Annotated in this window: 16 protein-coding genes; 14 read left to right on the forward strand and 2 right to left on the reverse strand. The window is 74.8% G+C overall.

Annotated elements, in window-relative coordinates; translation table 11 throughout:
• The first annotated feature begins 96 nt into the window (after nt 1-96).
• Genes H9L09_RS08935 through H9L09_RS08955 form a run of 5 tightly spaced genes read left to right on the forward strand, consistent with a single transcriptional unit; the run spans nt 97 to nt 6,203 of the window.
• Nucleotides 97-1,734, forward strand: coding sequence for a S8 family peptidase (locus H9L09_RS08935; RefSeq protein WP_187580264.1), 1,638 nt, complete (start codon nt 97-99; stop codon nt 1,732-1,734).
• Nucleotides 1,731-2,351, forward strand: coding sequence for an RNA polymerase sigma factor (locus H9L09_RS08940; protein WP_223164274.1), 621 nt, complete (start codon nt 1,731-1,733; stop codon nt 2,349-2,351). The genes H9L09_RS08935 and H9L09_RS08940 overlap by 4 nt, the downstream gene beginning before the upstream one ends.
• Nucleotides 2,348-2,866 carry a carboxypeptidase regulatory-like domain-containing protein gene (locus H9L09_RS08945; RefSeq protein ID WP_187580265.1) on the forward strand — a complete coding sequence of 173 codons (519 nt, stop codon included), beginning with the start codon at nt 2,348-2,350 and terminating at the stop codon, nt 2,864-2,866. The genes H9L09_RS08940 and H9L09_RS08945 overlap by 4 nt, the downstream gene beginning before the upstream one ends.
• Nucleotides 2,867-2,875: 9 nt before the next feature.
• Entirely contained in the window at nt 2,876-5,518 is a 2,643-nt protein-coding gene (locus tag H9L09_RS08950) for a CHAT domain-containing protein (protein WP_187580266.1), read from the forward strand.
• Nucleotides 5,519-5,558: 40 nt separating this feature from the next.
• Nucleotides 5,559-6,203, forward strand: coding sequence for an NADPH-dependent F420 reductase (locus H9L09_RS08955; RefSeq protein WP_187580267.1), 645 nt, complete (start codon nt 5,559-5,561; stop codon nt 6,201-6,203).
• A gap of 13 nt (nt 6,204-6,216) precedes the next feature.
• Here the strand turns inward: H9L09_RS08955 and H9L09_RS08960 are convergent, their stop codons facing one another.
• Together H9L09_RS08960 and H9L09_RS08965 are read right to left on the reverse strand one after the other, a co-directional pair.
• Nucleotides 6,217-6,933 (reverse strand): AIM24 family protein, encoded by a 717-nt coding sequence (locus tag H9L09_RS08960; RefSeq protein WP_187580268.1) that lies wholly within the window; start codon nt 6,931-6,933, stop codon nt 6,217-6,219.
• 27 nt (nt 6,934-6,960) lie between these two features.
• Nucleotides 6,961-8,430: a CCA tRNA nucleotidyltransferase gene (locus H9L09_RS08965; protein ID WP_425491720.1), complete on the reverse strand. Its 1,470-nt coding sequence runs from the start codon at nt 8,428-8,430 to the stop codon at nt 6,961-6,963.
• A gap of 68 nt (nt 8,431-8,498) precedes the next feature.
• Between H9L09_RS08965 and H9L09_RS08970 the strand changes: the two genes are divergently transcribed.
• The 9 genes from H9L09_RS08970 (at nt 8,499) to H9L09_RS09010 (ending at nt 20,099) form a co-directional block, all read left to right on the forward strand.
• Nucleotides 8,499-10,754 (forward strand): DUF6049 family protein, encoded by a 2,256-nt coding sequence (locus H9L09_RS08970; RefSeq protein ID WP_187580270.1) that lies wholly within the window; start codon nt 8,499-8,501, stop codon nt 10,752-10,754.
• Nucleotides 10,751-12,484, forward strand: a complete 1,734-nt coding sequence (murJ, locus tag H9L09_RS08975) for a murein biosynthesis integral membrane protein MurJ (protein ID WP_187580271.1) — start codon at nt 10,751-10,753, stop codon at nt 12,482-12,484. The genes H9L09_RS08970 and murJ overlap by 4 nt, the downstream gene beginning before the upstream one ends.
• 96 nt (nt 12,485-12,580) lie before the next feature.
• Nucleotides 12,581-14,584, forward strand: a complete 2,004-nt coding sequence (locus H9L09_RS08980) for a protein kinase family protein (protein WP_187580272.1) — start codon at nt 12,581-12,583, stop codon at nt 14,582-14,584.
• Nucleotides 14,581-15,444 carry an RNA polymerase sigma factor SigM gene (gene sigM / locus H9L09_RS08985; protein WP_187580273.1) on the forward strand — a complete coding sequence of 288 codons (864 nt, stop codon included), beginning with the start codon at nt 14,581-14,583 and terminating at the stop codon, nt 15,442-15,444. Before H9L09_RS08980 ends, sigM begins: the two co-directional genes overlap by 4 nt.
• Nucleotides 15,441-16,232: a hypothetical protein gene (locus H9L09_RS08990; protein WP_187580274.1), complete on the forward strand. Its 792-nt coding sequence runs from the start codon at nt 15,441-15,443 to the stop codon at nt 16,230-16,232. The genes sigM and H9L09_RS08990 overlap by 4 nt, the downstream gene beginning before the upstream one ends.
• A gap of 182 nt (nt 16,233-16,414) precedes the next feature.
• Complete coding sequence (gene trxB, locus H9L09_RS08995) at nt 16,415-17,548, forward strand: thioredoxin-disulfide reductase (RefSeq protein ID WP_187580275.1); 1,134 nt, start codon at nt 16,415-16,417, stop codon at nt 17,546-17,548.
• A gap of 146 nt (nt 17,549-17,694) precedes the next feature.
• Nucleotides 17,695-18,012: a thioredoxin gene (gene trxA / locus H9L09_RS09000; protein ID WP_187580276.1), complete on the forward strand. Its 318-nt coding sequence runs from the start codon at nt 17,695-17,697 to the stop codon at nt 18,010-18,012.
• Between the two features lie 178 nt (nt 18,013-18,190).
• Nucleotides 18,191-19,339 carry a peptidoglycan-binding protein gene (locus H9L09_RS09005; protein ID WP_187580277.1) on the forward strand — a complete coding sequence of 383 codons (1,149 nt, stop codon included), beginning with the start codon at nt 18,191-18,193 and terminating at the stop codon, nt 19,337-19,339.
• A gap of 112 nt (nt 19,340-19,451) precedes the next feature.
• Nucleotides 19,452-20,099 (forward strand): hypothetical protein, encoded by a 648-nt coding sequence (locus tag H9L09_RS09010; protein WP_187580278.1) that lies wholly within the window; start codon nt 19,452-19,454, stop codon nt 20,097-20,099.
• Nucleotides 20,100-20,207: the final 108 nt, after the last annotated feature.

The raw sequence follows: 20,207 nt of genomic DNA on the forward strand, positions 1-20,207 counted from the left end.
CGGCACCCGCGCAGGCGCCGGGATCAATATGCTCCGCAGCAGCACCGGACGTCACCGCGTCGGGGGCCGCCGAGCCGAGGAGGACGGGCACACCGCATGGAGCGCAGCAGCCGAGGACCACGCCGGGGCGGCCGGCCGGCCGTGCCGGACCTCTCCCCGACCCCGCCGCACCTGCGGGAGGCCGGGCGCGACCTGCTCAACGTCCGGGTCCTCGACCCGCTGACCGCCTACCAGGTCCAGGACCAGCCGGCCGTCCGGCCGACCGCCTTCGTCGCCGACACCCTGCTGGTCCGCGGCTTCCACCCCGACACCCTCCGGGCCCTCCGCGACGTCGCCGGAGAGGCCGGCTTCGCGCTCGCGTGGGACCCCCGCAGCGAGCAGGAGGAGGCTGCGCTCGCCGGCGCGGCGCTCACCGCGGAGCAGCGCGAGCAGCTCGACGCGGTTTGGGTGCGCCGGGTCCGGCTGGTGCCGGAGCCGCAGCAGCCGGTCTTCAAGCCGATCGACACCTGGCGGCTGCTGCAGGCCTACCGGGTGCGGGTGGGTCGCGACTCGGCCCGCCACGGCGACCTCGGGCTCGACCACCCGGTGGTCGCCGACCCCGGCGGCTCCGGGCTGACGATCGCGGGGCAGCCGGTCACCGCCGGCCATCCCGTGACCGCGGGCCATCCCGTGACCGCGGGGCACGGCGTCACCCAGTACGCCCAGCCCGGCTGGGGCGGCCGGCAGCCGGTCAGCTGGACCGGCGCGTCCCCCACGCCGTCGTACGACCTCGACTCCGACGTGCCCCGCCCGGTGGTGGCGGTCCTCGACACCGGCGTCGGGGAGCACCCGTGGCTCGGCGAGCGTTTCGTGGAGCGCGACGTGCAGGTGGGGGGCCTGCGCATCGGCATCGACCCGGTCTCCGCCCGCGCCCAGCTGCTCGGGGTCAGCGAGGAGATGGTCGGCGAGCTCGCCACCGACTCCGGGCACGGCACCTTCATCGCCGGGCTGGTCCGGCAGGCCTGCCCGGAGGCCCTGGTCCTGGACATCCGCACCTACGGCAACGACGGCCAGGTCGCCGAGTCGGACCTGCTGCGCAACCTGCAGCTGCTCGCGCTGCGCCAGGTGCTCGCCCGCAACGGGAGCTCCGGGGACCGGCCGGTCGACGTGGTCTCGCTCTCGCTCGGCTACTACCACGAGCAGCCGGTCGACGCCGCCTTCGACGCCCTGCTGCACGGGCCGATCGCGCTGCTCGGCCGGTACGGCGCCGCCGTGGTCGTCTCCGCGGGCAACGACGCCACCACCCGGCCGATCTACCCGGCCGCCTTCGCCCCGCACCCGGGCGGGCCGGTGCCCGACGACCCCGAGGTCGTCCCGGTGAGCAGCGTGGGCGCCCGCAACCCGGACGGCACGATCGCGCTGTTCAGCAACGACGGGCCCTGGGTGGGCTACCTGCGGCCGGGGGCGTCCCTGGTCAGCACCTTCCCGATCACCTACGACGCCTCGGCGAGCCCGAGCCACGAGGTGGTCACGGCCGACGGCGACCACCGGGCCGCCCTCGACCCCGACGACTTCACCTCCGGGTTCGGGGTGTGGAGCGGGACCTCCTTCGCCGCGCCGGTGCTCGCAGGCGAGATCGCCGCGGCGCTGGCCGAGGCCTACCGCGAGGGCGACACCGACCTGGGCACCGCCGCCGCGGTGGCCCGCGTGCGCAGCCGGCTGGGCCGGCTCGCCGGAAGGGAGCTGAGGCAGTGATCGAGACCCGACCCGGCGGCGGGACGCTCGTCGACCGGGCGACCGCCGCGTTCGCCCGCTACCAGGGCGGTGAGCGCGAGGCGCTCGACGAGCTGGTGGAGGCACTGACCCCGCTGCTGTGGCGGACCGCCCGGGGCGCCGGGCTGGATCCGGCGGCCGCGGAGGACGTCGTGCAGTCGGCCTGGCTCAGCCTGCTGCGCAGCGGTGCCACGATCCGGGACCCGCACACGGTCGTGAAGTGGCTGCTCACGACCGTGCGCCGGGAGTCCTGGCGGGTGTCCAAGCGGGTCAGGGCGGACGCCGACCGGGTGGGCGGCGTCTTCGGCGTCGACGGCGAGGAGCTGATGACGCTGCCCGACCGGCCGGAGACGCTGCCGGACGAGACCGTGCTGCGCAGCACCCGCCAGCGCCGGCTCTGGGAGCACGTGCACCGGCTGCCGGCGCGGTGCCGCCAGCTCGTCGGCGTGATCGCGTTCGCCGACCGCCCCGACTACGCCCTGCTGGCCGAGTCCCTCGGGATGCCGGTGGGCAGCATCGGCCCGACCCGCGGGCGCTGCCTCGCCAAGCTGCGCGCCGAGCTCGACCGCGACCCCGAGTGGGAAGGACAGCTGTCATGACCGAGGAGCCACAGGTGCCGGGCGCCGGGCGTCCCCTCGACGGCGCCGACACGGCGCTGCTGCAGGAGGTGGCCGCGATGTACGACGCCGTCGACCCCGTCCCCGACGATCTGGTGGCACGCGTCCGGTTCGCCCTCGCGCTCGACGAGGTCTTCGAGGAGGTCGCGGAGATGACCCGGCTGCCGGCGGAGTCCGGCTCCGTGCGCAGCGACACCGCGAGCACCGGCAGCACCGTGCGCACGGACACGCTCACCTTCAGCGCCGACCGGTTGACTGCCATGGTGACGGTCTCGCGCGCGGGCGCCGCGCGGGTGCGCATCGACGGCTGGGTCAGCCCGCTGGGCGCCCGGCGCATCCACCTGCGGATGCAGGGGGCGCACCGCGAGGTCCGCACCGACGCCGGCGGCCGCTTCGTCGTCGACGACCTGCGGGAGGGCTTCGTGCAGCTGGTCCTGCACGCGCTGGACACCGAGGACACCGACGAGCTGGTGGTCACCCCCCTGTTCAAGCTGTAGGTTCGCGGGGTGGCCACGGCTCCCACCCGCGCCCCCGAGAACCTCCCCCCGACCGACCCCGCCCGCCTGGAGGCGGAGGTGCACCAGGCCGTCGAGATGTTCCACGACGGGCGGCCGGCGGAGGCCGTCCGGCTGCTCCGGTCGGTACGGCGGCGCGCGGAGCGGCTGGAGCCGGAGCCGGCCGCCCTCGCCGTGGTGGCCCGCACCCTGCTCAGTGAGTCGGCACCGCTCTTCGACACCAGCGGCGACCTGACCGGGGCACTCGCGCTGCTGGACCGCGCCGAGGAGCTCGCGGTCCGGATCGGGTCCGCCGCGCTGCAGGCGACGGTGCGGGGCCAGCGGGCCCTGGTGGTGCTGCGCTCCGGCGACACCCGCGCCGCGCTGGCCGCCTTCGACGACGCCGCGGCACTGATCGACGCCGCCCCCGACCGGGACCGGGCGATCGTGATGCTCAACCGCGGCGTGCTGCACCTCGAGCACGCCGACCTGACCCGCGCCGCGGCGGACCTCGCGCGCTCGGTGGCCTTCGCCGAGGACGCCGACGACGCCCGCCTGGCCTCGATGGCCCGGCACAACCTCGGCTACGTCGACTTCCTGGCCGGCCGGATCCCGCGCGCGCTGGCCGCCTTCGAGGAGGCCGCCCGCACCTGTCCGGGCGGGCCGGTCCCCGCCATGCAGATCGACCACGCCCGGGCGCTGCGCGAGGCCGGGCTGGTCCGCGACGCCGACAGCATCCTCGCGCGGGCGGCCGCCGAGATGCGGCGCGAGCGGCTCTTCCAGGACCTCGGCGAGACCGAGCTGGTCCGGGCGGAGTGCGCGCTCGCCGACGACGACGCCCGGGACGCGCGGGTCTTCGCGGTCTCGGCGCGTCGCCGGTTCGCGCGCCGCGGGAACCTGCGCTGGCAGCGCAAGGCCGAACTGCTGGTGCTGCGCTGCGAGCGCGCCGCGATCGACGCCTTCGAGTCCTTCGACACCGGCGACGCCCGTCGCGCCGCAGCCGCCGGCGTACCCCGGCGGGCGCTGCTCGGGGTGGCCGGCCGCGCCGCCGAGCTGGCCGCGGCCTGCCGCGCCGAGAGCCGGCTGGAGCTGGCCCGCTCCGCGGAGCTGCTGGCGACCGAGTGCCGGCTGCGCGCCGGCGGACCGGTCCCCGCCGAGGGGCCGGGCCCGCTCCCGGTGCCGCGGCTGCGCCCGCTGGACCCGCTGGCCACCCGCCTGCAGGTGCACGAGGTCCGCGCCCTGCACGCGCTGCGCGCGGGGGACCGGGGCACTGCGATGGCCGAGGTCCGGCACGGGCTGGCCGAGCTCGGCTCCTACCAGAGCGGCCTGGGCTCGCTGGACCTGCGGACCGCCGGCGCCCGGCACGGGGTGGCCCTGGCGCAGCTCGGTCTGGGCATCGCCGTCCGCGACGGCTCGCCGGGTCGGGTGCTCGGCACCGTCGAGCGGTCCCGGGCCATCTCGACGCGGCTGCCGCTGGTCAGCCCGCCCTCGGACGAGGTCACCGCGCGGCTGCTCGGGGAGCTCCGGCAGACCGAGGAGGAGGCGCGGGCACTCGAGGGCGACGCCGGCGCCGACGCCCGGGTGACCGCGCTCCGCTCCCGGGCCGCCGCACTGCAGCGCGACATCCGCGCCCGGGCCTGGGAGATCGAGGCCGACGGCACGGCCGCCCCCGAGGCACCCCGGCTCTCCGAGGTCCGCACCGCGGTCCGGGCCGGCGGAACCGTCTTCGTCAGCTACGCCCGCCACCAGCGGGACTGGCTGGCCGTCGTGGTCCGGCCCTCCGGTGCCAGGCTGGTGCCGCTGGCCCCCATCGCGACCGTCGCGGACCTGGTACGCCGGGTGCGCGCCGACCTGGACGCGCTGGCGATGCCGCACCTGCCGGTCCCGCTCACGGCGGCGGTGCGGCAGAGCCTCGACTCGGGCCTGCGCCGCCTCGACGACCTGCTGGTCACGCCGCTCGGCGTGCCGGGCCGGTCCCTGGCGCTCTCCTGCAGCGGTCCGCTGGCGGTGCTGCCCTGGAGCCTGCTGCCCTCCCGGACCGGTCTGCCCACCGTCGTCACGCCGGCGGCGGCGACCTGGCTGGCCGCCACCGGCGTACGGCGTCCCGCCCGGCCGGCGGTGGTGGCGCTGGCCGGCCCGGGCCTGCACGAGTCGGTCGCGGAGGCGCGGGAGGTCAGCGGCACCTGGCCCGGCTCGCTGCTGCTCGAGGGGGCCGAGGCCGGCACGGCGGCGGCCCGGGCCGCGCTCGCGGAGGCGGACCTGCTGCACATCGCTGCGCACGGCACGCACCGTGCCGAGAGCCCGCTGTTCAGCTCGCTGCGGCTGGCCGACGGCCCGCTCTACGCCTACGAGCTCGACGCCGCGGCCGGGGCGCCCGGCTGCGTGACGCTGTCCGCCTGCGAGGTCGGTCTCGCCACCCCACGGCCCGGCGACGAAGGCCTCGGCCTCACCCACGTGCTGCTGCACCTCGGAGTCCGGTCGGTGCTGGCCGGGGTGGCCCGGGTCCGCGACGACGTGGCCGCCTCGACGATGACCCGGCTGCACCGGGCGATGGCCGCCGGGGCCGGGTCGGCCGCTGCCCTGGCCCAGGCGCAGCAGGAGGCCGACCCGCAGGAGCCGCCGGCGCCGTTCGTCTGCTTCGGAGCCCAGTGGTGAGCCGGCCGGACCGCGGCCGGACGCGCCTATCCTCGCTGGCATGAAGATCGCAGTCCTCGGCACCGGCTCCGCCGGTCGCGCGCTCGCCGGCCGGCTGGCCGAGCTGGGCCACACCGTCTCCCTCGGCACCCGCGACCCCGACGTCACCCGGGCACGACCCGAGCACACCGACCTGCCCGGGGTTCGGCTCGCGACGTTCGCCGACGCCGCCTCCGGAGCGGAGGTGGTGGTCAACGCCACCAACGGCGCCGCCACCCTCGACGTCCTGGCCGCGGTGGGCGAGGAGAACCTCGCCGGCACGGTCCTGGTCGACGTCGCGAACCCGCTCGACTTCTCCGCGGGCTTCCCGCCCAGCCTCAGCGTCAAGGACACCGACAGCCTCGGCGAGCAGGTGCAGCGGGCGTTCCCCGTGGCGCGGGTGGTCAAGTCGCTGAACACGATGAACGCCGCGCTGATGGTGCACCCCGAGCGGATCGGCGGCGGGGACCACACCGTGTTCGTGGCCGGCGACGACGCCGACGCCAAGGCGGTCGTGACCGGGCTGCTCACCGAGCTCGGTCACACCGACGTGCTCGACCTCGGCGGCCTGTCCGCCGCCCGCGGCACCGAGATGCTCCTGCCGCTGTGGCTGCGGATCATGCAGGCGCTCGGCACCGCCGAGTTCCAGATCAAGGTGGTCCGCTGAGCGGTCGGCCGGGTCAGCTGAAGAGGTCGCCGATCACGCCGCCGGGCCCGCCGCTGCTGCCCCCGCTGTTGGCGGGCGGCACGAACTCGTAGGGCTGCACCACCACGAAGCCCGGGCCGTGGAAGGCGTACTGGAAGGCCTCGCCGGAGCCGCCGCGCAGCATCGACTTCATGTTCATGCTCGACACCACGTCGGGGACCAGGTTGGCCGACCAGGCGACGGCCGCCTGGACGTCGACGTACGTCGGCTGCTGCGAGCAGTCGAGCACCACCGGCTTGCCGACCGTGCAGAGCGCCGCCGTACCGACGCCGCTGATCGTGGTGTTGAACAGGCCGCCGGCCATGATCCCGGGCCCCTTGACCCGGTTGATGTCCCAGGCCAGCGCGGCGTCGAAGGCGAGCAGGTTGCGGCCGTTGACGCTGATCCCGTCGCTGCCGTCGAGCTCGACGAGGTAGACGTAGCCGCCCTCGTTGGCGAAGAACACCTCCCCCTGGCCGGCCACCCGCATCAGCGGCATGTCCTCGCTGGTCAGCATCTTCTTCAGCAGCTTGCCCATGCTGCCGGCCTTCTCGTGGTGGAACTGCACCTGCCCCTGGAAGGCCACCATCGAGCCCTTGACCGCCAGCACGTCCGGACCGAGGGTGACCCGCAGCATCTGCGCGTTCTGCAGCCCGAACCGCTGCTGCCCCTGCACCTCGAGGTTGCTCTGCTCGAACAGCTCGCTCTTCATGCCGCCGAGCCTAGTCACGGCGGGCGCTCAGGGGCGGGAGGTCCACCACTCCCGGAGCGCCGCCTCGGCGTCCTCCGGGGTCATCGGGCCGTTGTCCATCCGCAGCTCGAGCAGGAACCGGTAGGCCTCGCCGACCTCGCGGCCCGGCCCGACACCGAGGATCTCCATGATCTGGTTGCCGTCGAGGTCGGGACGGATCGAGGCCAGCTCCTCCTGCTGCTCGAGCAGGTGGATGCGCTCCTCGAGCTCGTCGTAGGTGCGCCGCAGCCGGTCCGCCTTGCGCTTGTTGCGGGTGGTGCAGTCCGCGCGGGTGAGCATGTGCAGCCGGGCGAGCTGGTCGCCGGCGTCGCGGACGTAGCGCCGCACCGCGGAGTCGGTCCACTCCCCCGAGCCGTAGCCGTGGAAGCGCAGGTGCAGCTCGACGAGGTGGGCGACGGCGTCGATGTCGTCGTTGGAGAAGCGCAGCGCCTTCATCCGCTTGCGGGTGATCTTGGCGCCCACGACGTCGTGGTGGTGGAAGGTGACGGTGCCGTCCTCGGCCAGCCGGCGGGTCCGGGGCTTGCCGACGTCGTGCATCAGCGCGGCGAAGCGCGAGACGAAGTCCGGTCCGCCACCGGGCAGGCGGTCCTCGAGGTCGATGGACTGCTCCAGCACGGTCAGCGTGTGCTCGTAGACGTCCTTGTGGCGGAAGTGCTCGTCGCGCTCGAGGGCCAGCGCCGGCAGCTCGGGCAGCACGTGGTCGGCGAGGCCGGTGGCGACCAGGAGGGTGAGCCCGAGACGGGGGTACGGCGCGCAGACCAGCTTCACCAGCTCGTCGCGGACCCGCTCGGCGGACACGATCGCGATCCGGCCCGACATCGCGGTCATCGCCTCCTGCACCGCGGGATCCACCGCGAAGCCGAGCTGCGCGGCGAACCGGGCGGCGCGCATCATCCGCAGCGGGTCGTCGGAGAACGAGTCCTCCGGGCGTCCGGGCGTGCGCAGCACCCCCTGGGCGAGGTCGACCACGCCGCCGTACGGGTCCTCGACGCGGTTGCCGGGCACCGCGACCGCCATCGCGTTCACGGTGAAGTCGCGCCGCCCCAGGTCGCCGACCAGGGAGTCGCCGAAGTCGACGGCCGGCTTGCGGGAGTCCGGGTCGTAGGCCTCGGAGCGGTACGTCGTGATCTCGACCTGCCAGTCACCCTTGCGGCAGCCGATCGTGCCGAAGGCGCGGCCCATGTCCCACAGCGCGTCCGCCCAGCCCTTGAGCAGCCGCTCGGTGGTCTCCGGACGCGCCGAGGTGGTGAAGTCCAGGTCGTGGGAGATCCGGCCGAGCATGGCGTCGCGGACGGGCCCGCCGACGAGGTAGAGCTCCTCCCCGGCGGAGGCGAACCGGGCGCCGAGCTCCTCGGTCAGGCCGGAGATCCGCTCCAGCTCGGCGAGCGCGTGCGCCTGGATGTCGCCCACGTGCGGCGGGGGCGCCGGTGAGGCGGACGGTGGGGGGTGCTCGGACACGGGAGGCAACTCTAGGCCCCCACCCGTGTCCGCGCCGACCCGCAGGCTGGGGTCGTTAGCCTTGCCCTGTGACCCGCCCCGTCCTCTCGCGCGCTGCCGCATGCCTGGCGGCGGTGCTCGTGACCGGTCTGGCAGGGGGTCTCACCGCGGCCTCCCCCGCGACGGCGAGCCCGCACGCCGGCGTCGCCGCGGTAGCCGCGGTCGCACCCGGGGAGTCGACGCCGCTGCACGTGACCATGGACACCCTCACTCCCTCGGTGATCCCGCGCCGCGGCCAGATCATCGTCAGCGGCGAGGTCACCAACCGTTCGGACAGCACCTGGACCGACCTGCAGGTCTACCTCTTCACCTCCGCGGACCCGATCGGCGACAGCGCGGACCTGGCGGCGGCGGCGGAGTCCGACCCGGCGGCCGAGGTCGGGGCCCGGCTCTACCAGGACGGGCTGTTCACCGAGATCGGGGACCTCGCCCCCGGCGAGTCCACCCAGTACGTCGTCTCGGTGGGCCGGTCGGACCTCGAGATCAGCGGCGCCCCCGGGGTCTACTGGATCGGCGTGCACGTGCTGGGCGCGGAGGGCGGGCCGCGCGACCTCGTCGCCGACGGCCGCGCCCGCGCCTTCATCCCGCTGGTGGACCCGGGCACCCCCCGGACCCGGCTCGCGGTGACGGTGCCGCTGCGCGAGCAGGTGCTGCGAGGCCCGGAGCAGCGCCTGCTCGGGATCCGCAGATGGGAGCGCCTGCTCGACACCGACGGCCGGCTCGACCGGCTGCTCGCCTTCGGGGCGTCCAGCAGCCGGCCGGTGACCTGGCTGGTCGACCCCGCGGTCCTCGATGCGGCCGCCTCGGTGGCCGCCGGCAACCCGCCGCTGGACACCAGCGACGACGGCAGCGGGCCGGAAAGCGAGAAGCCCAGCCCGAGCCCGGCGCAGAGCGGCTCCGCGGATCCCTCGGGTGCCTCCGGGAGCCCGGACAGCGTGGCGCCCGCCCCCTCGGGCGGTTCGGACGGCTCCGGCGACCCCGGTGGCTCCGACGCAGCGGACAGCCCGACCCTTCCCCAGCAGGCGGCCGCCGCGTGGCTCGAGGCCTTCCGTGCCGCCACCGGCCGCGGAACGGTGATGTCGCTCCCTTACGCGGACATCGACGTGGGCGCGGTCACGACCGCCAAGCAGACCCGGATCCTGCGGGAGGCGCAGCGGCTCAGCGAGAGCGCCGCCGCCCGGCTGGGCTACGTCTCCCGCCCCGTCATCGCGCCCCCGGCCGGCTACCTGCCCGCCAAGACGCTCGCCCGGCTCGACGACACCGCCCCGGTCCTGCTGCGCGACGAGGCGCTGCCCGGGGTGGACGGCGCCACCGCCACCCGGAGCAACGGCGTCGAGGTGGTGCTCGCCGACACGGCCGCCGCCGCGGGAGGCCCCGGCCCCAACGACCCGGGCGACCCGCTGGCGATGCGGCAGCGGATCCTCGCCGAGGCCGCCCTGCACGCGCTCGGCCCCCGCGCCGCCGACCCGCTCGTGGTCAGCCTGCCCGCGCAGTGGGACCCCGGGCCGGGGTGGCAGCGGGCCGACTTCTTCGGAGGCCTGGACGTGCCCTGGCTGACCCAGGTCGGCCTGCCCGCCGTGCTGGCCCGCAGCTCGGGTCCCGTGGACACCAGCACCCCGGTCTACCCGCTCCGGCAGCGCCGGGCGCAGGTCCCGTTCGCCAACCAGCTCGCCACGGAGGAGCTGGTGCGCGTCGGGTCGACGTACGCCCAGCTGCTGACCCGCAACGACTCGGTGCGCGACCAGCTCGCCCGGGCCGCGATGCCCACCTCCAGCTACCACGCCCGCACCCGCCCCGGCCGGGCGCTGACGCTCGCCCGGCAGGCCACCGAGCACGTCCGGGAGACCCTCGACGAGGTCGTGCTCGAGGGACCCGCGTTCGTGATGATGTCCAGCGACACCGGCCCGGTCGGGGTCACGGTCGCCAACAACCTCGACCAGACGGTCACGGTGCAGCTCGTGGCGCAGACCGGGACCGACGCGCTCACGATCTCCAGCCCGGACCCGATCACGCTGGGGCCGGGCCAGCGGAGCCCGGTCCGGATGCGCGCGCACTCCACGAGCGTCGGCCTGCAGTCGGTGACCTTGCAGGCGACCACGGTCGAGGGCACCCCGCTGGGCTCCTCGGTCCGGTTCAACGTGCGCACCAGCAACGTGGGGCTGGTCATCTGGCTGGTGATGGGCGCCGGCGCGCTGCTGTTCTTCGCCGCCATCGGGGTGCGGATCGCCCGCCGCGTCCGCACCCGCAGGGCCACCCACGGCCCGCTCCTGGAGAGGCAGGCATGAGCGAGGTCCCCGAGCATGCGGCCGACACCGAGCAGGTGGCGGCCACCGGGTCCACCACCGGCACGGGGCCCACCGACGACGACGGCGCGTCGATCCTCTCCTCCAGCGCGGTGATGGCCGCGGGCACCGTGGTCTCCCGGGTCAGCGGGTTCGTGCGCAGCGGGCTGCTCGCCGCGGCGCTGGGCACGCAGCTGCACGCGGACGTCTTCACGATCGCGAACACCGTCCCGAACATGCTCTACATCCTGCTGGCCGGCGGCATCTTCAACGCCGTCCTGGTGCCGCAGCTGGTCCGGGCCCTGAAGAACGACGCGGACGGCGGCGACGCCTACACCAACCGGGTGGTCACGCTGGCCGCGCTCTTCCTCGCCGGGGTGACCGTCCTGCTGGTGGCCGCGGCGCCGCTGCTGATGCACCTGTTCCTCGGGCCGGCCTACTACACCCCCGAGCTGTCCGCGCAGCGTGAGTCACTGATCGACTTCGCCCGGCTGTGCCTGCCGCAGGTCTTCTTCTACGGCATGTTCGTGCTGGTCGGCCAGGTGCTGAACTCCCGGCGCAGCTTCGGGCCGATGATGTGGGCACCCATCGCCAACAACGTGATCTCGATCGCGGTGCTGGTGGCCTACCTGCTGCTCTACGGCTCCGCCTCGGGTTCCGAGCTCACCGGCGGCTTCACCTCCGGCCAGGAGCTGCTGCTCGGGCTCGGCTCGACGGTGGGGATCGCCGTGCAGCTGCTGATCCTGCTCCCCTTCCTGCGCCGCGCCGGCTTCACGATCCGGCCCCGCTTCGACTTCCGCGGCACCGGCCTGGGGCACACCCTGCGGCTCGGCATGTGGACGGTGCTGTTCGTGATCGTCAACCAGGTCGCCTACACCGTGGTGGTCCGGATCGCCTCCACCGGTACGGCGGACGCGGCCACCTCGGCCGGGGGCGCGGCCGGCGCCGGCTACACCGTCTACTCCTACGCCTTCCTGGTGATGATGGTGCCGCACGCGATCGTCACCGTCTCGCTGGCCACCGCGATGCTGCCCCGGCTCTCCGCGCACGCCGCCGACGAGGACCTGCGCGGTGTCGGGAGCAACGTCGCGGAGACGCTGCGCACCGCGCTGGCCCTGATCGTGCCGGTGGCGGTGCTGTTCCCGCTGGTGGCCAACGAGATCGGCAACCTCGTCTGGGGCTACGGAGCCGCCCGGTCGACGTACCAGGACTTCGCGGTCGCCCTCTCCCTGTTCGCCCCCGGGCTGGTCTTCTTCACCGCGCACTACCTGATGCTGCGCGGCTTCTACGCACTCGAGCGGACCCGGACCGTGTTCTGGGTGCAGTGCGTGATCGCGGCCACGAACATCGCGCTCGCGCTGCTGCTGGGGCGCACCGCGGCCCCACAGAACACCGCCGCCGGGCTGGTGCTCGCCTACGGCGGCGCGTACCTGGTCGGCTCGGCCGGCTCCTACCTGTTGCTGCGGCACGTGCTCGGCGGCCTGGAGACGCCGCAGCTGGCGAGGTTCCTCGCCCGACTGCTGCCGGCCGTCGCGCTCGCCGGCGCCGCGGGGTGGCTGGTCCGGGCCGGGCTGCGGGTGGTCTGGGCCGGGGACGGCAAGCTGGACGCCCTGGTGACCCTGGTGACGGTGACCCTGGTCGGCGCGGTGGTCTACCTCGCGGCGAGCCGTGCGCTGCGCCTGCGCGAGGTGACCGCGATCACCTCGCTGGTCACGTCCCGGCTCCGCCGCTGAGCCGGGACGCGGCACGTACGGGCGCCGACCCGGGGGGCCGGCCCCCGTACGATGTCCCACGGACGGACGAACCGAACGCCGATGCGAGGGAGGCACGTGGCCCAGACTCCGATCGGACCCGGGACCCTGCTCGCCGGACGGTTCGTGCTCGTCGACCTCCTCGACGAGACCGAGGGCGCCCGCTTCTGGCGGGCCCAGGACACCGTCCTGGCCCGCGACGTGGCGGTGCACGTCGTCGCCTCCGACGATCCCCGCTCGGCCGCGCTGCTGTCCGCTGCCCGGACGTCGGCCACGGTCTCCGACGGGCACCTGCTGCGAGTGCTCGACGCCGCCACCGAGGACGGCGTGACCTACGTGGTCAACGAGTGGGGCTCCGGCATCTCGCTGGACAAGCTGCTGCTCTCCGAGGGGCCGTTGTCGCCGCGCCGGGCCGCCTGGGTGGTCAAGGAGGTCGCCGAAGCGGTGGCGACGGCCCACCGCCAGGGCATCGCCCACGGTCGGCTGCTGCCGGAGAACGTGGTGGTCTCGGACTCCGGCTCGGTGAAGCTGATCGGTTTCGTCGTCGACGCGGTCCTCCGCGGCCGGGAGCAGCGCCAGGCCACCGGCGGCCCGCCGCTCGGCGAGCACGAGGCCGACGTGATGAACCTCGCGGCGCTGCTCTACGCCGGCCTGGTCGCCCGGTGGCCGGGGACCGCCGGCACCAAGGTGCCCGCGGCTCCCACCGAGCACGGCCGCACCCTGCGCCCGCGACAGGTCCGAGCCGGGGTGCCCCGCCCGCTCGACGCGATCTGCGAGCGGGTGCTGAACCCCGACCCGAACCGGCACGTGATGTCGATCGAGACCGCCCACGAGATCTACGCCGCGCTCTCCGACTACATCGGCGATCCGGCGGCCGCGGCCCCGATCGGTCTGGACGCCACCGCCGCGATGTCGGCCTCGGACCTCGAGATGCTGCACGGGGGTGCCCCGCTGCACCGCGCCGGCCGGGGCGTGGCCGCCGCGGCGCCGGCGGACCCCGACGCCACGCAGGCCGCCCCCGACCCCCGGACAAGCCCCCACCCCGAGGCGACCCGGGCTGCTCCGGCGGCCCCGGCCGGCCACCCCGGGCCCGGAGACCCGGAGGCCACCCAGGCGGGCGCGCCGGCTTTCTTCGACGAGCGTGCCGACGACCGGGACGGTGACGATCCGGAGGCCACCCAGGTCCATCTGCGTCCCGCCGAGTCCGCAGGCTCCGCCGACTCCGCCGACCGCGTGGCGGCGCCCCCGCCGCCGCCCCCGGTGCTTCCCGAGCCCGCCGCCCGGCCGCTGTTCGCCTCCGACCGGCCCCGGACGCCACGACCGGGCGAGTCCCCGAGCGGGTCGACGTTCGGCGGCACGGCGTTCGGCTCACCCGGCGTGACCCGCAGCCGCGGCGACCTGCCGCCGGTCTGGGGGCCGGACGCGGACCTGCCACCGGAGGATCCCGACGACGGTGACTCGTGGTCGGAGGAGAACGCCGGCCGCAGCTGGTTGCGGCTCGCGGTCGCCATCGGCGGCGTCATGGCGCTGGTGGTCGCGCTGGTGCTCGCGTTCACCCTCGGCCGGGGCAGCTCGCCCGCCCAGGAGGCCGGCAGCGGGTCCAGCGCCTCCTCGACCGTCCCGAGCAAGCAGCCCGCCCCGGTGAAGATCGCGGCGGTGAGCGACTTCGACCCGCAGGGCGACCCGCCGGCGGAGAACTCCCAGCTCGCCCCCCTGGCGGCCGACGGCGACCCGCAGACCGCCTGGCGGACCAGCACCTACTACGACCCGATCAATCTGCTCAAGGACGGCGTGGGACTGCTGGTCGACCTCGGGGAGGCCAAGAAGGTCTCCGAGGTGGACGTCACGTTCATCGGCACCCCGACCACCGTGGAGCTGCTGGCCGCCGAGAGCGGGGCCGGTGAGCCGTCGTCGACCGACCAGCTCACCTCGGTCGCCTCCGTCCGGGACGCCGGCGTCCGGGCCCAGCTCCGGCCGGCCCGCCCGGTGACCACGCAGTACCTCGTGGTCTGGCTGACCGACCTTCCCGCCGTCGGGTCCGGCTTCCGTGGTGAGGTCGCGGAGATCAACGTCCGCTCATGACCGACGAGCTGCGGGAGCGGCGATCCGACGGGCCTCCGGGCGAGCACGGCGACACGACCGGTGACCGCGACCTGCTCGCCGCGCACGTGGCCGGGGACCCCGACGCCTTCGGACTGCTGTTCACCCGGCACCGGGACCGGCTGTGGGCGGTCGCCCTACGCACCACCGGCGACCCGGAGGAGGCGGCCGACGCCCTCCAGGACGCGCTGATCTCGGCGTTCCGGCGGGCCGGGTCCTTCCGCGGTGACGCGGCCGTGACCACCTGGCTGCACCGGATCGTCGTGAACGCCTGCCTGGACCGGTTGCGGCGGCGCAAGGTCAGGCTGGCCGACCCGTTGCCCGAGGACCTCGACGGGCACGTCCGGGACACGCAGCCCCGCGACGATGCCGGCGGCACCCCGGCCGCCCCTGCCGATCCGGCCGACGTGGTGGTGGCGGGTGAGCGCCGCGACCTGGTGCTCGCGGCGCTGGAGACGCTGCCTCCCGACCAGCGCGCCGCCCTGGTGCTGGTCGACATGGAGGGCTACTCCGTGGAGGAGACCGCGGCCATCCTCGACTGCGCCCCCGGCACCGTGAAGAGCCGCTGCTCGCGCGGTCGGGCCCGGCTGGTCCCGCTCCTGGCGGACCTCGGACCGGACGCCGGGAACCGTAGGGGCTCGCGGCGCGTCCCACCGGTGGCCTCCCGACCCGGCCGCGACTCCCCGGCCCAGCCGCAGGCGCCACCGGCTCCGGGCAGCCGGCAGGCCGGGCCGGCCGGCGACGCACCCCGACCGGACGGACCCGGCCACGCCGTACCCCGATCGACACAGGACCCGACCGACCCCCCGGAGCGCGACCACGCAGGAGGTGACCGGCAGTGACTCCCGAGCAGGAGGAGGCGGTGCGCCGCGCCCTGGCGGCGGCGCCGCCGGCCGGTCCGATGCCTGCCGACGTGGCCGCCCGGCTCGACGCGACCCTGGCCGACCTCGGCGCCGGGCGCACGGCCGGAGCGTCGCAGCCCGGCCGACCCGAGCAGCCCGAACCGGACCAGGCCGGCCAGCCACAACAGCTACGTCGTCCAGGGGCCGGCGGGACCGCCGGCCCGGGCAGGAGTCGGCGCTGGACCGGTCTCCTGGTCGCCGCGGCCACCGTGGCGGTCGCCGGCGTCGGGGTCGGTGTCGTCATCGACCACCTCGGCGGCAGCGGCAGCGGCAGCGACAGCCAGGCCGGCGCGACCTCCGACATGGCCGGAGGTGACAACGCGGCCCGCGACGCACCGGAGTCCCAGGACGGCCTCGGGCAACCGGCGCAGAACACCCTCGTCGCGCTCGGCGCCCGGCCGGTGCCGTTGCGTTCGGCGGGCCTCGCGGCCGACGCCGCCCGGGTGCTCGAGGAGCGGCGGCTGCGTCGCGTGGACCTCGCAGGCGTCCTCGCGGGCACCTCGCAGCTGGCCTCGGGGACCGGGGCGGAGGCCGCGACGGTCCGCCAGCTCGCCGCCTGCGAGCTCCCGGACCTCGCCCGGGGCGACGTGCTGGTCGTCGCGCGGCTCGACGGCGAGCGGGGCACCCTGGTGCTCCACCGGGCGGCTGCCGGGACCCGTGTGGCGCAGTTCTACGCCTGTGACGACGCCTCCCGGAGCGTGGCCACCGCCCGGGTGGCCGACCGCTGACCCGATCCACCCGCCGGCCGGCCGCGGCCCCGGGCACGCTGCGTGGTGGGTGCGGCGCGGGAATGGCCGGTGCCTAGGATCGGTTGCACAGGGTGACGTCGTACGGCGTCCGCGCCGGTCGGTCAGCCGACCGGCCGCACCACCCCTCGACCTGACCGATCGTCCCAGGGAGCACTCGCCTCATGACCACCGCATCGTCGAACGGCTCACATCCCTCGGCCTCGGACGTCCGCGACGTGATCGTCGTCGGCTCCGGGCCGGCCGGCTACACCGCCGCCGTCTACGCCGCCCGCGCGAACCTCGCGCCGCTGGTGTTCGAGGGCTCGGTGACCGCGGGTGGGGCGCTGATGAACACCACGGAGGTGGAGAACTTCCCGGGGTTCCGCGACGGCATCATGGGTCCTGAGCTGATGGACAACATGCGCGCCCAGGCCGAGCGCTTCGGTGCCGAGCTGGTGGCCGACGACATCACCTCCATGGACCTGGGCGGCGACGTCAAGACGGTCACCGACGGCGGCGGCGTCGTGCACCGGGCCCGGACGGTGATCCTGGCGATGGGCTCGGGCTACCGCAAGCTCGGCATCCCCGACGAGGACCGGCTCTCCGGCCACGGCGTCAGCTGGTGCGCGACCTGCGACGGCTTCTTCTTCCGCGAGCAGCACATCGCCGTGGTCGGTGGCGGTGACTCCGCCCTGGAGGAGGCCACCTTCCTGGCCCGGTTCGGCTCCAAGGTGACCCTGATCCACCGGCGCGGCGAGCTGCGGGCGTCGAAGATCATGCAGGAGCGCGCCTTCGCGGACCCGAAGATCGACTTCGCGTGGAACTCCGCGGTCGAGGCGCTGCACGGGGACGACAAGCTCACCGGCCTGACCCTGGTGGACACCGTCACCGGCGAGAAGCGCGAGCTCGACGCCACCGGCCTGTTCATCGCGATCGGGCACGACCCGCGCTCGGAGCTGATCACCGAGCAGGTGGAGCTCGACGACGAGGGCTACGTGCTCGTGGACCACCCCTCCACCCGGACCAGCCTCGCCGGCGTCTTCGCCTGCGGTGACCTCGTCGACCACCACTACCGGCAGGCGATCACCGCCGCCGGCACCGGGTGCGCCGCCGCCCTCGACGCGGAACGCCACCTCGCCGCGCTCGACCACGAGGCCTCTACCGCAGGGGACGCGGCCGCCTCGGTCGAGGAGCTCGAGGGGCACGACCCCGTCCCCACCTCCCCGGCCCACCCCGAGGACCTCGCCCAGGGGCGTCCCGAGGACCGGCTCGACGTCGAGGCCGGCACCGAGCAGGTCCAGACCGCGGGGGCCTGATCGCTCGGCGGCCCGGACCGCCAGGGAAGAAATGTCCCCGGCGTGCTGTTCACTGAGTCCACCGTCCCGCACGATCGCCGGCGCCAGGACGGCCCGACGCACACGACGCAAACAACCGCGACAACCAAGGAGATCCTGTGGCTGACATGCAAGCTGTGACCGACGCCGACTTCGAGACCGAGGTCCTCAAGTCCGACAAGCCGGTGCTGGTCGACTTCTGGGCGGAGTGGTGCGGCCCCTGCCGCCAGGTCGCCCCGATCCTCGACGAGATCAAGGCCCAGCACGGCGACAAGATCACCTTCGTCAAGATGAACGTCGACGAGAACCCGGTCACCCCGGCGACCTACCGGGTCACCGGCATCCCGACCCTCAACGTCTACAAGGACGGCGAGGTCGTCAAGCAGATCGTCGGCGCCAAGCCGAAGGCTGCGCTGCTCAACGAGCTCCGCGACTTCATCGGCTGACCCGCGAAGACCACCGTTCGGGGTGGTTCCCTCCGTCGCGACGGGGGGAACCACCCCGTCCGTGTTGCGGGTGCAGGATCAGCGCCGGGGTCCAGCCAACCGTTGACATGAGATCGGCGTCTGTTTGGGTAGACCTACCGCGGCGACCGCCGCGGCGACCGTCCTGCGAGGAGGCACGATGGCTGAGCCGCGCCCGGTGTTCCGCCGAGGCGACCGCGGACCCGCCGTGGTCGACATCCGCTCCCGGCTGCTGCGGCTCGGCCTGCTCGGTGAGCCGGCCGCCGCTGAGCCCGAGCTCTTCGACGAGCACCTCGACCGGGCGGTCCGGGACTTCCAGCAGCAACGGGGGCTCAGCGTCGACGGCCGGGTGGGCCCGACGACGTACCGCGTCCTCGACGAGGCCCGCTGGCGCCTGGGGGACCGGCTGCTGACCTTCGTGCCGGCGGCGGTGCTCTCCGGGGACGACGTGGTGGCCCTGCAGCAGCGGCTGCTCGACCTCGGCTTCCAGGTCGGGCGGATCGACGGCTCGTTCGGGCACCGCACCGAGCTGGCCGTGCGCGAGTTCCAGCGCAACGTCGGCGTGCCGTCCGACGGCACCTGCGGGCCCGCCACCTTGAAGGCGCTCGCCCGGCTCGCCCCGCTGGTCAAGGGTGGGCGGCCCAACGCACTGCGCACCGCGGAACGGCTGCGCACCGCCGGGCCGCAGCTGACCGGCAAGGTGGTCGTCATCGACCCCTGCCCCACCAACGCAGCGGAAACCGACCCTGCTCTCGCCGAGCTGGCCGAGGAGGTCATCGGTGACCTCGCCAAGCGGGTCGAGGGACGGCTGGTCGCCACCGGTGTCCAGGCGTTCCTGACCAAGGCCCACGGGGCGGAGGCCGCCTCCGAGGCCGATCGCGCGGACTTCGCGAACCGGACCGACGCGCACCTGGTCATCTCCCTGCAGGTCGATGCGTCCGCCAACCCGGACGCGTGCGGCTGCTCGACGTACTTCTTCGGCCTGGACTCCCACGGCACCTGGTCCTCCGGCGGCGAGCGCTTCGCCGGCCTGGTGCAGCGCGAGATCGTGGCCCGCACCGACCTGGTCGACCTGCGCTCGCACGCGAAGAACTGGGACCTGCTGCGCCGCACCCGGATGCCGGCGGTGCGCATCGACGTCGGCTACCTCAGCAATCCCGGGGACGCCGCCCGGCTGGGCGACCCGGCGTTCCGCGACGTGGTCGCGGAGGCGGTGGTGGTGGCGGTGCAGCGGATGTACCTCTCCCCCGAGACCGACACCCGGACCGGGCTGCTGCGCCTCGACGAGCTGCGCGCCGCCTTGCAGTAAAGAAACCTGTCTAGACAACCGGGTCATTTCCGGGCATGTCGGCCTACTTCTCACCCCGAGGGCATGCGCCTTCCGTCGGCGGCATCGTGCCGCCGGGGGAGAGGGAAACACCATGACCCAAGCACGCAAGAGTCGCCGGGCTTTCTCGGCGGTGTCCCTGGTGGTGGGTGTCGTCGCGATGGCGATGTTCACGACCACGATCGGGGCAGCACAGGCAGCACCACGAGCAACGGGCACGGCGCTGACCGCGGCCTCCGCCCAGGCGCCCACCAACTCCACCGTGCTCTCCTCGGAGTTCGGCAAGGCGAAGTCGCGGGTGGTGGGCTCGTTCGGCAGGAACGGGACCGTGACCGGCAGCTTCACCCCGAAGCGCTTCAAGGTCTCCGACAACGGCACGCTGAAGGCGGTCGGCCGGCTGAAGGCCACCCTGGTCCGCGGCAACGGGCACGTCGTGGGCACCACCGCGAAGCGGGTCGTGGTGCCGGTGCGCACCGCTGAGGGCACCGCGCTGCGGACGGCTTCCGCCGCCGCCGCGCCCAACTGCGACATCCTGAACCTGGTGCTCGGTCCGCTGGACCTGGACCTGCTCGGGCTGCAGGTGCACCTGGACAAGGTCGTGCTGAACATCATCGCGGCGTCCGGGACGGGCAACCTGCTCGGCAACCTGCTGTGCGCGGTCGCCGGGCTGCTCGACGCGGGCGGCCTGCTGACGCAGGTCTCGCAGATCCTCAACTCGGTGCTGGCGATCCTCCGCCTCTGAGTGCCTGACGGACGGCCCTCGCCCCGCGCCCCGGCGCCGGTGCGGGGGCCGTTCCGCGTCCTGGCCGGTGCGCGGCGTGCCCGATCCGCTCGGTGCCAGCCGAGCCCG

It is taken from the genome of Nocardioides mesophilus, from assembly GCF_014395785.1.
GTDB lineage: Bacteria > Actinomycetota > Actinomycetes > Propionibacteriales > Nocardioidaceae > Nocardioides_B > Nocardioides_B mesophilus.

Coding starts and splice junctions, on each gene's coding strand:
- H9L09_RS08935 (WP_187580264.1), top strand. CDS start 97: ATGGAGCGCAGCAGCCGAGGACCACGCCGGGGCGGCCGGCCGGCCGTG.
- H9L09_RS08945 (WP_187580265.1), top strand. CDS start 2,348: ATGACCGAGGAGCCACAGGTGCCGGGCGCCGGGCGTCCCCTCGACGGC.
- H9L09_RS08955 (WP_187580267.1), top strand. CDS start 5,559: ATGAAGATCGCAGTCCTCGGCACCGGCTCCGCCGGTCGCGCGCTCGCC.
- H9L09_RS08960 (WP_187580268.1), bottom strand. CDS start 6,933: ATGAAGAGCGAGCTGTTCGAGCAGAGCAACCTCGAGGTGCAGGGGCAG.
- murJ (WP_187580271.1), top strand. CDS start 10,751: ATGAGCGAGGTCCCCGAGCATGCGGCCGACACCGAGCAGGTGGCGGCC.
- sigM (WP_187580273.1), top strand. CDS start 14,581: ATGACCGACGAGCTGCGGGAGCGGCGATCCGACGGGCCTCCGGGCGAG.
- trxB (WP_187580275.1), top strand. CDS start 16,415: ATGACCACCGCATCGTCGAACGGCTCACATCCCTCGGCCTCGGACGTC.
- trxA (WP_187580276.1), top strand. CDS start 17,695: ATGCAAGCTGTGACCGACGCCGACTTCGAGACCGAGGTCCTCAAGTCC.
- H9L09_RS09005 (WP_187580277.1), top strand. CDS start 18,191: ATGGCTGAGCCGCGCCCGGTGTTCCGCCGAGGCGACCGCGGACCCGCC.
- H9L09_RS09010 (WP_187580278.1), top strand. CDS start 19,452: ATGACCCAAGCACGCAAGAGTCGCCGGGCTTTCTCGGCGGTGTCCCTG.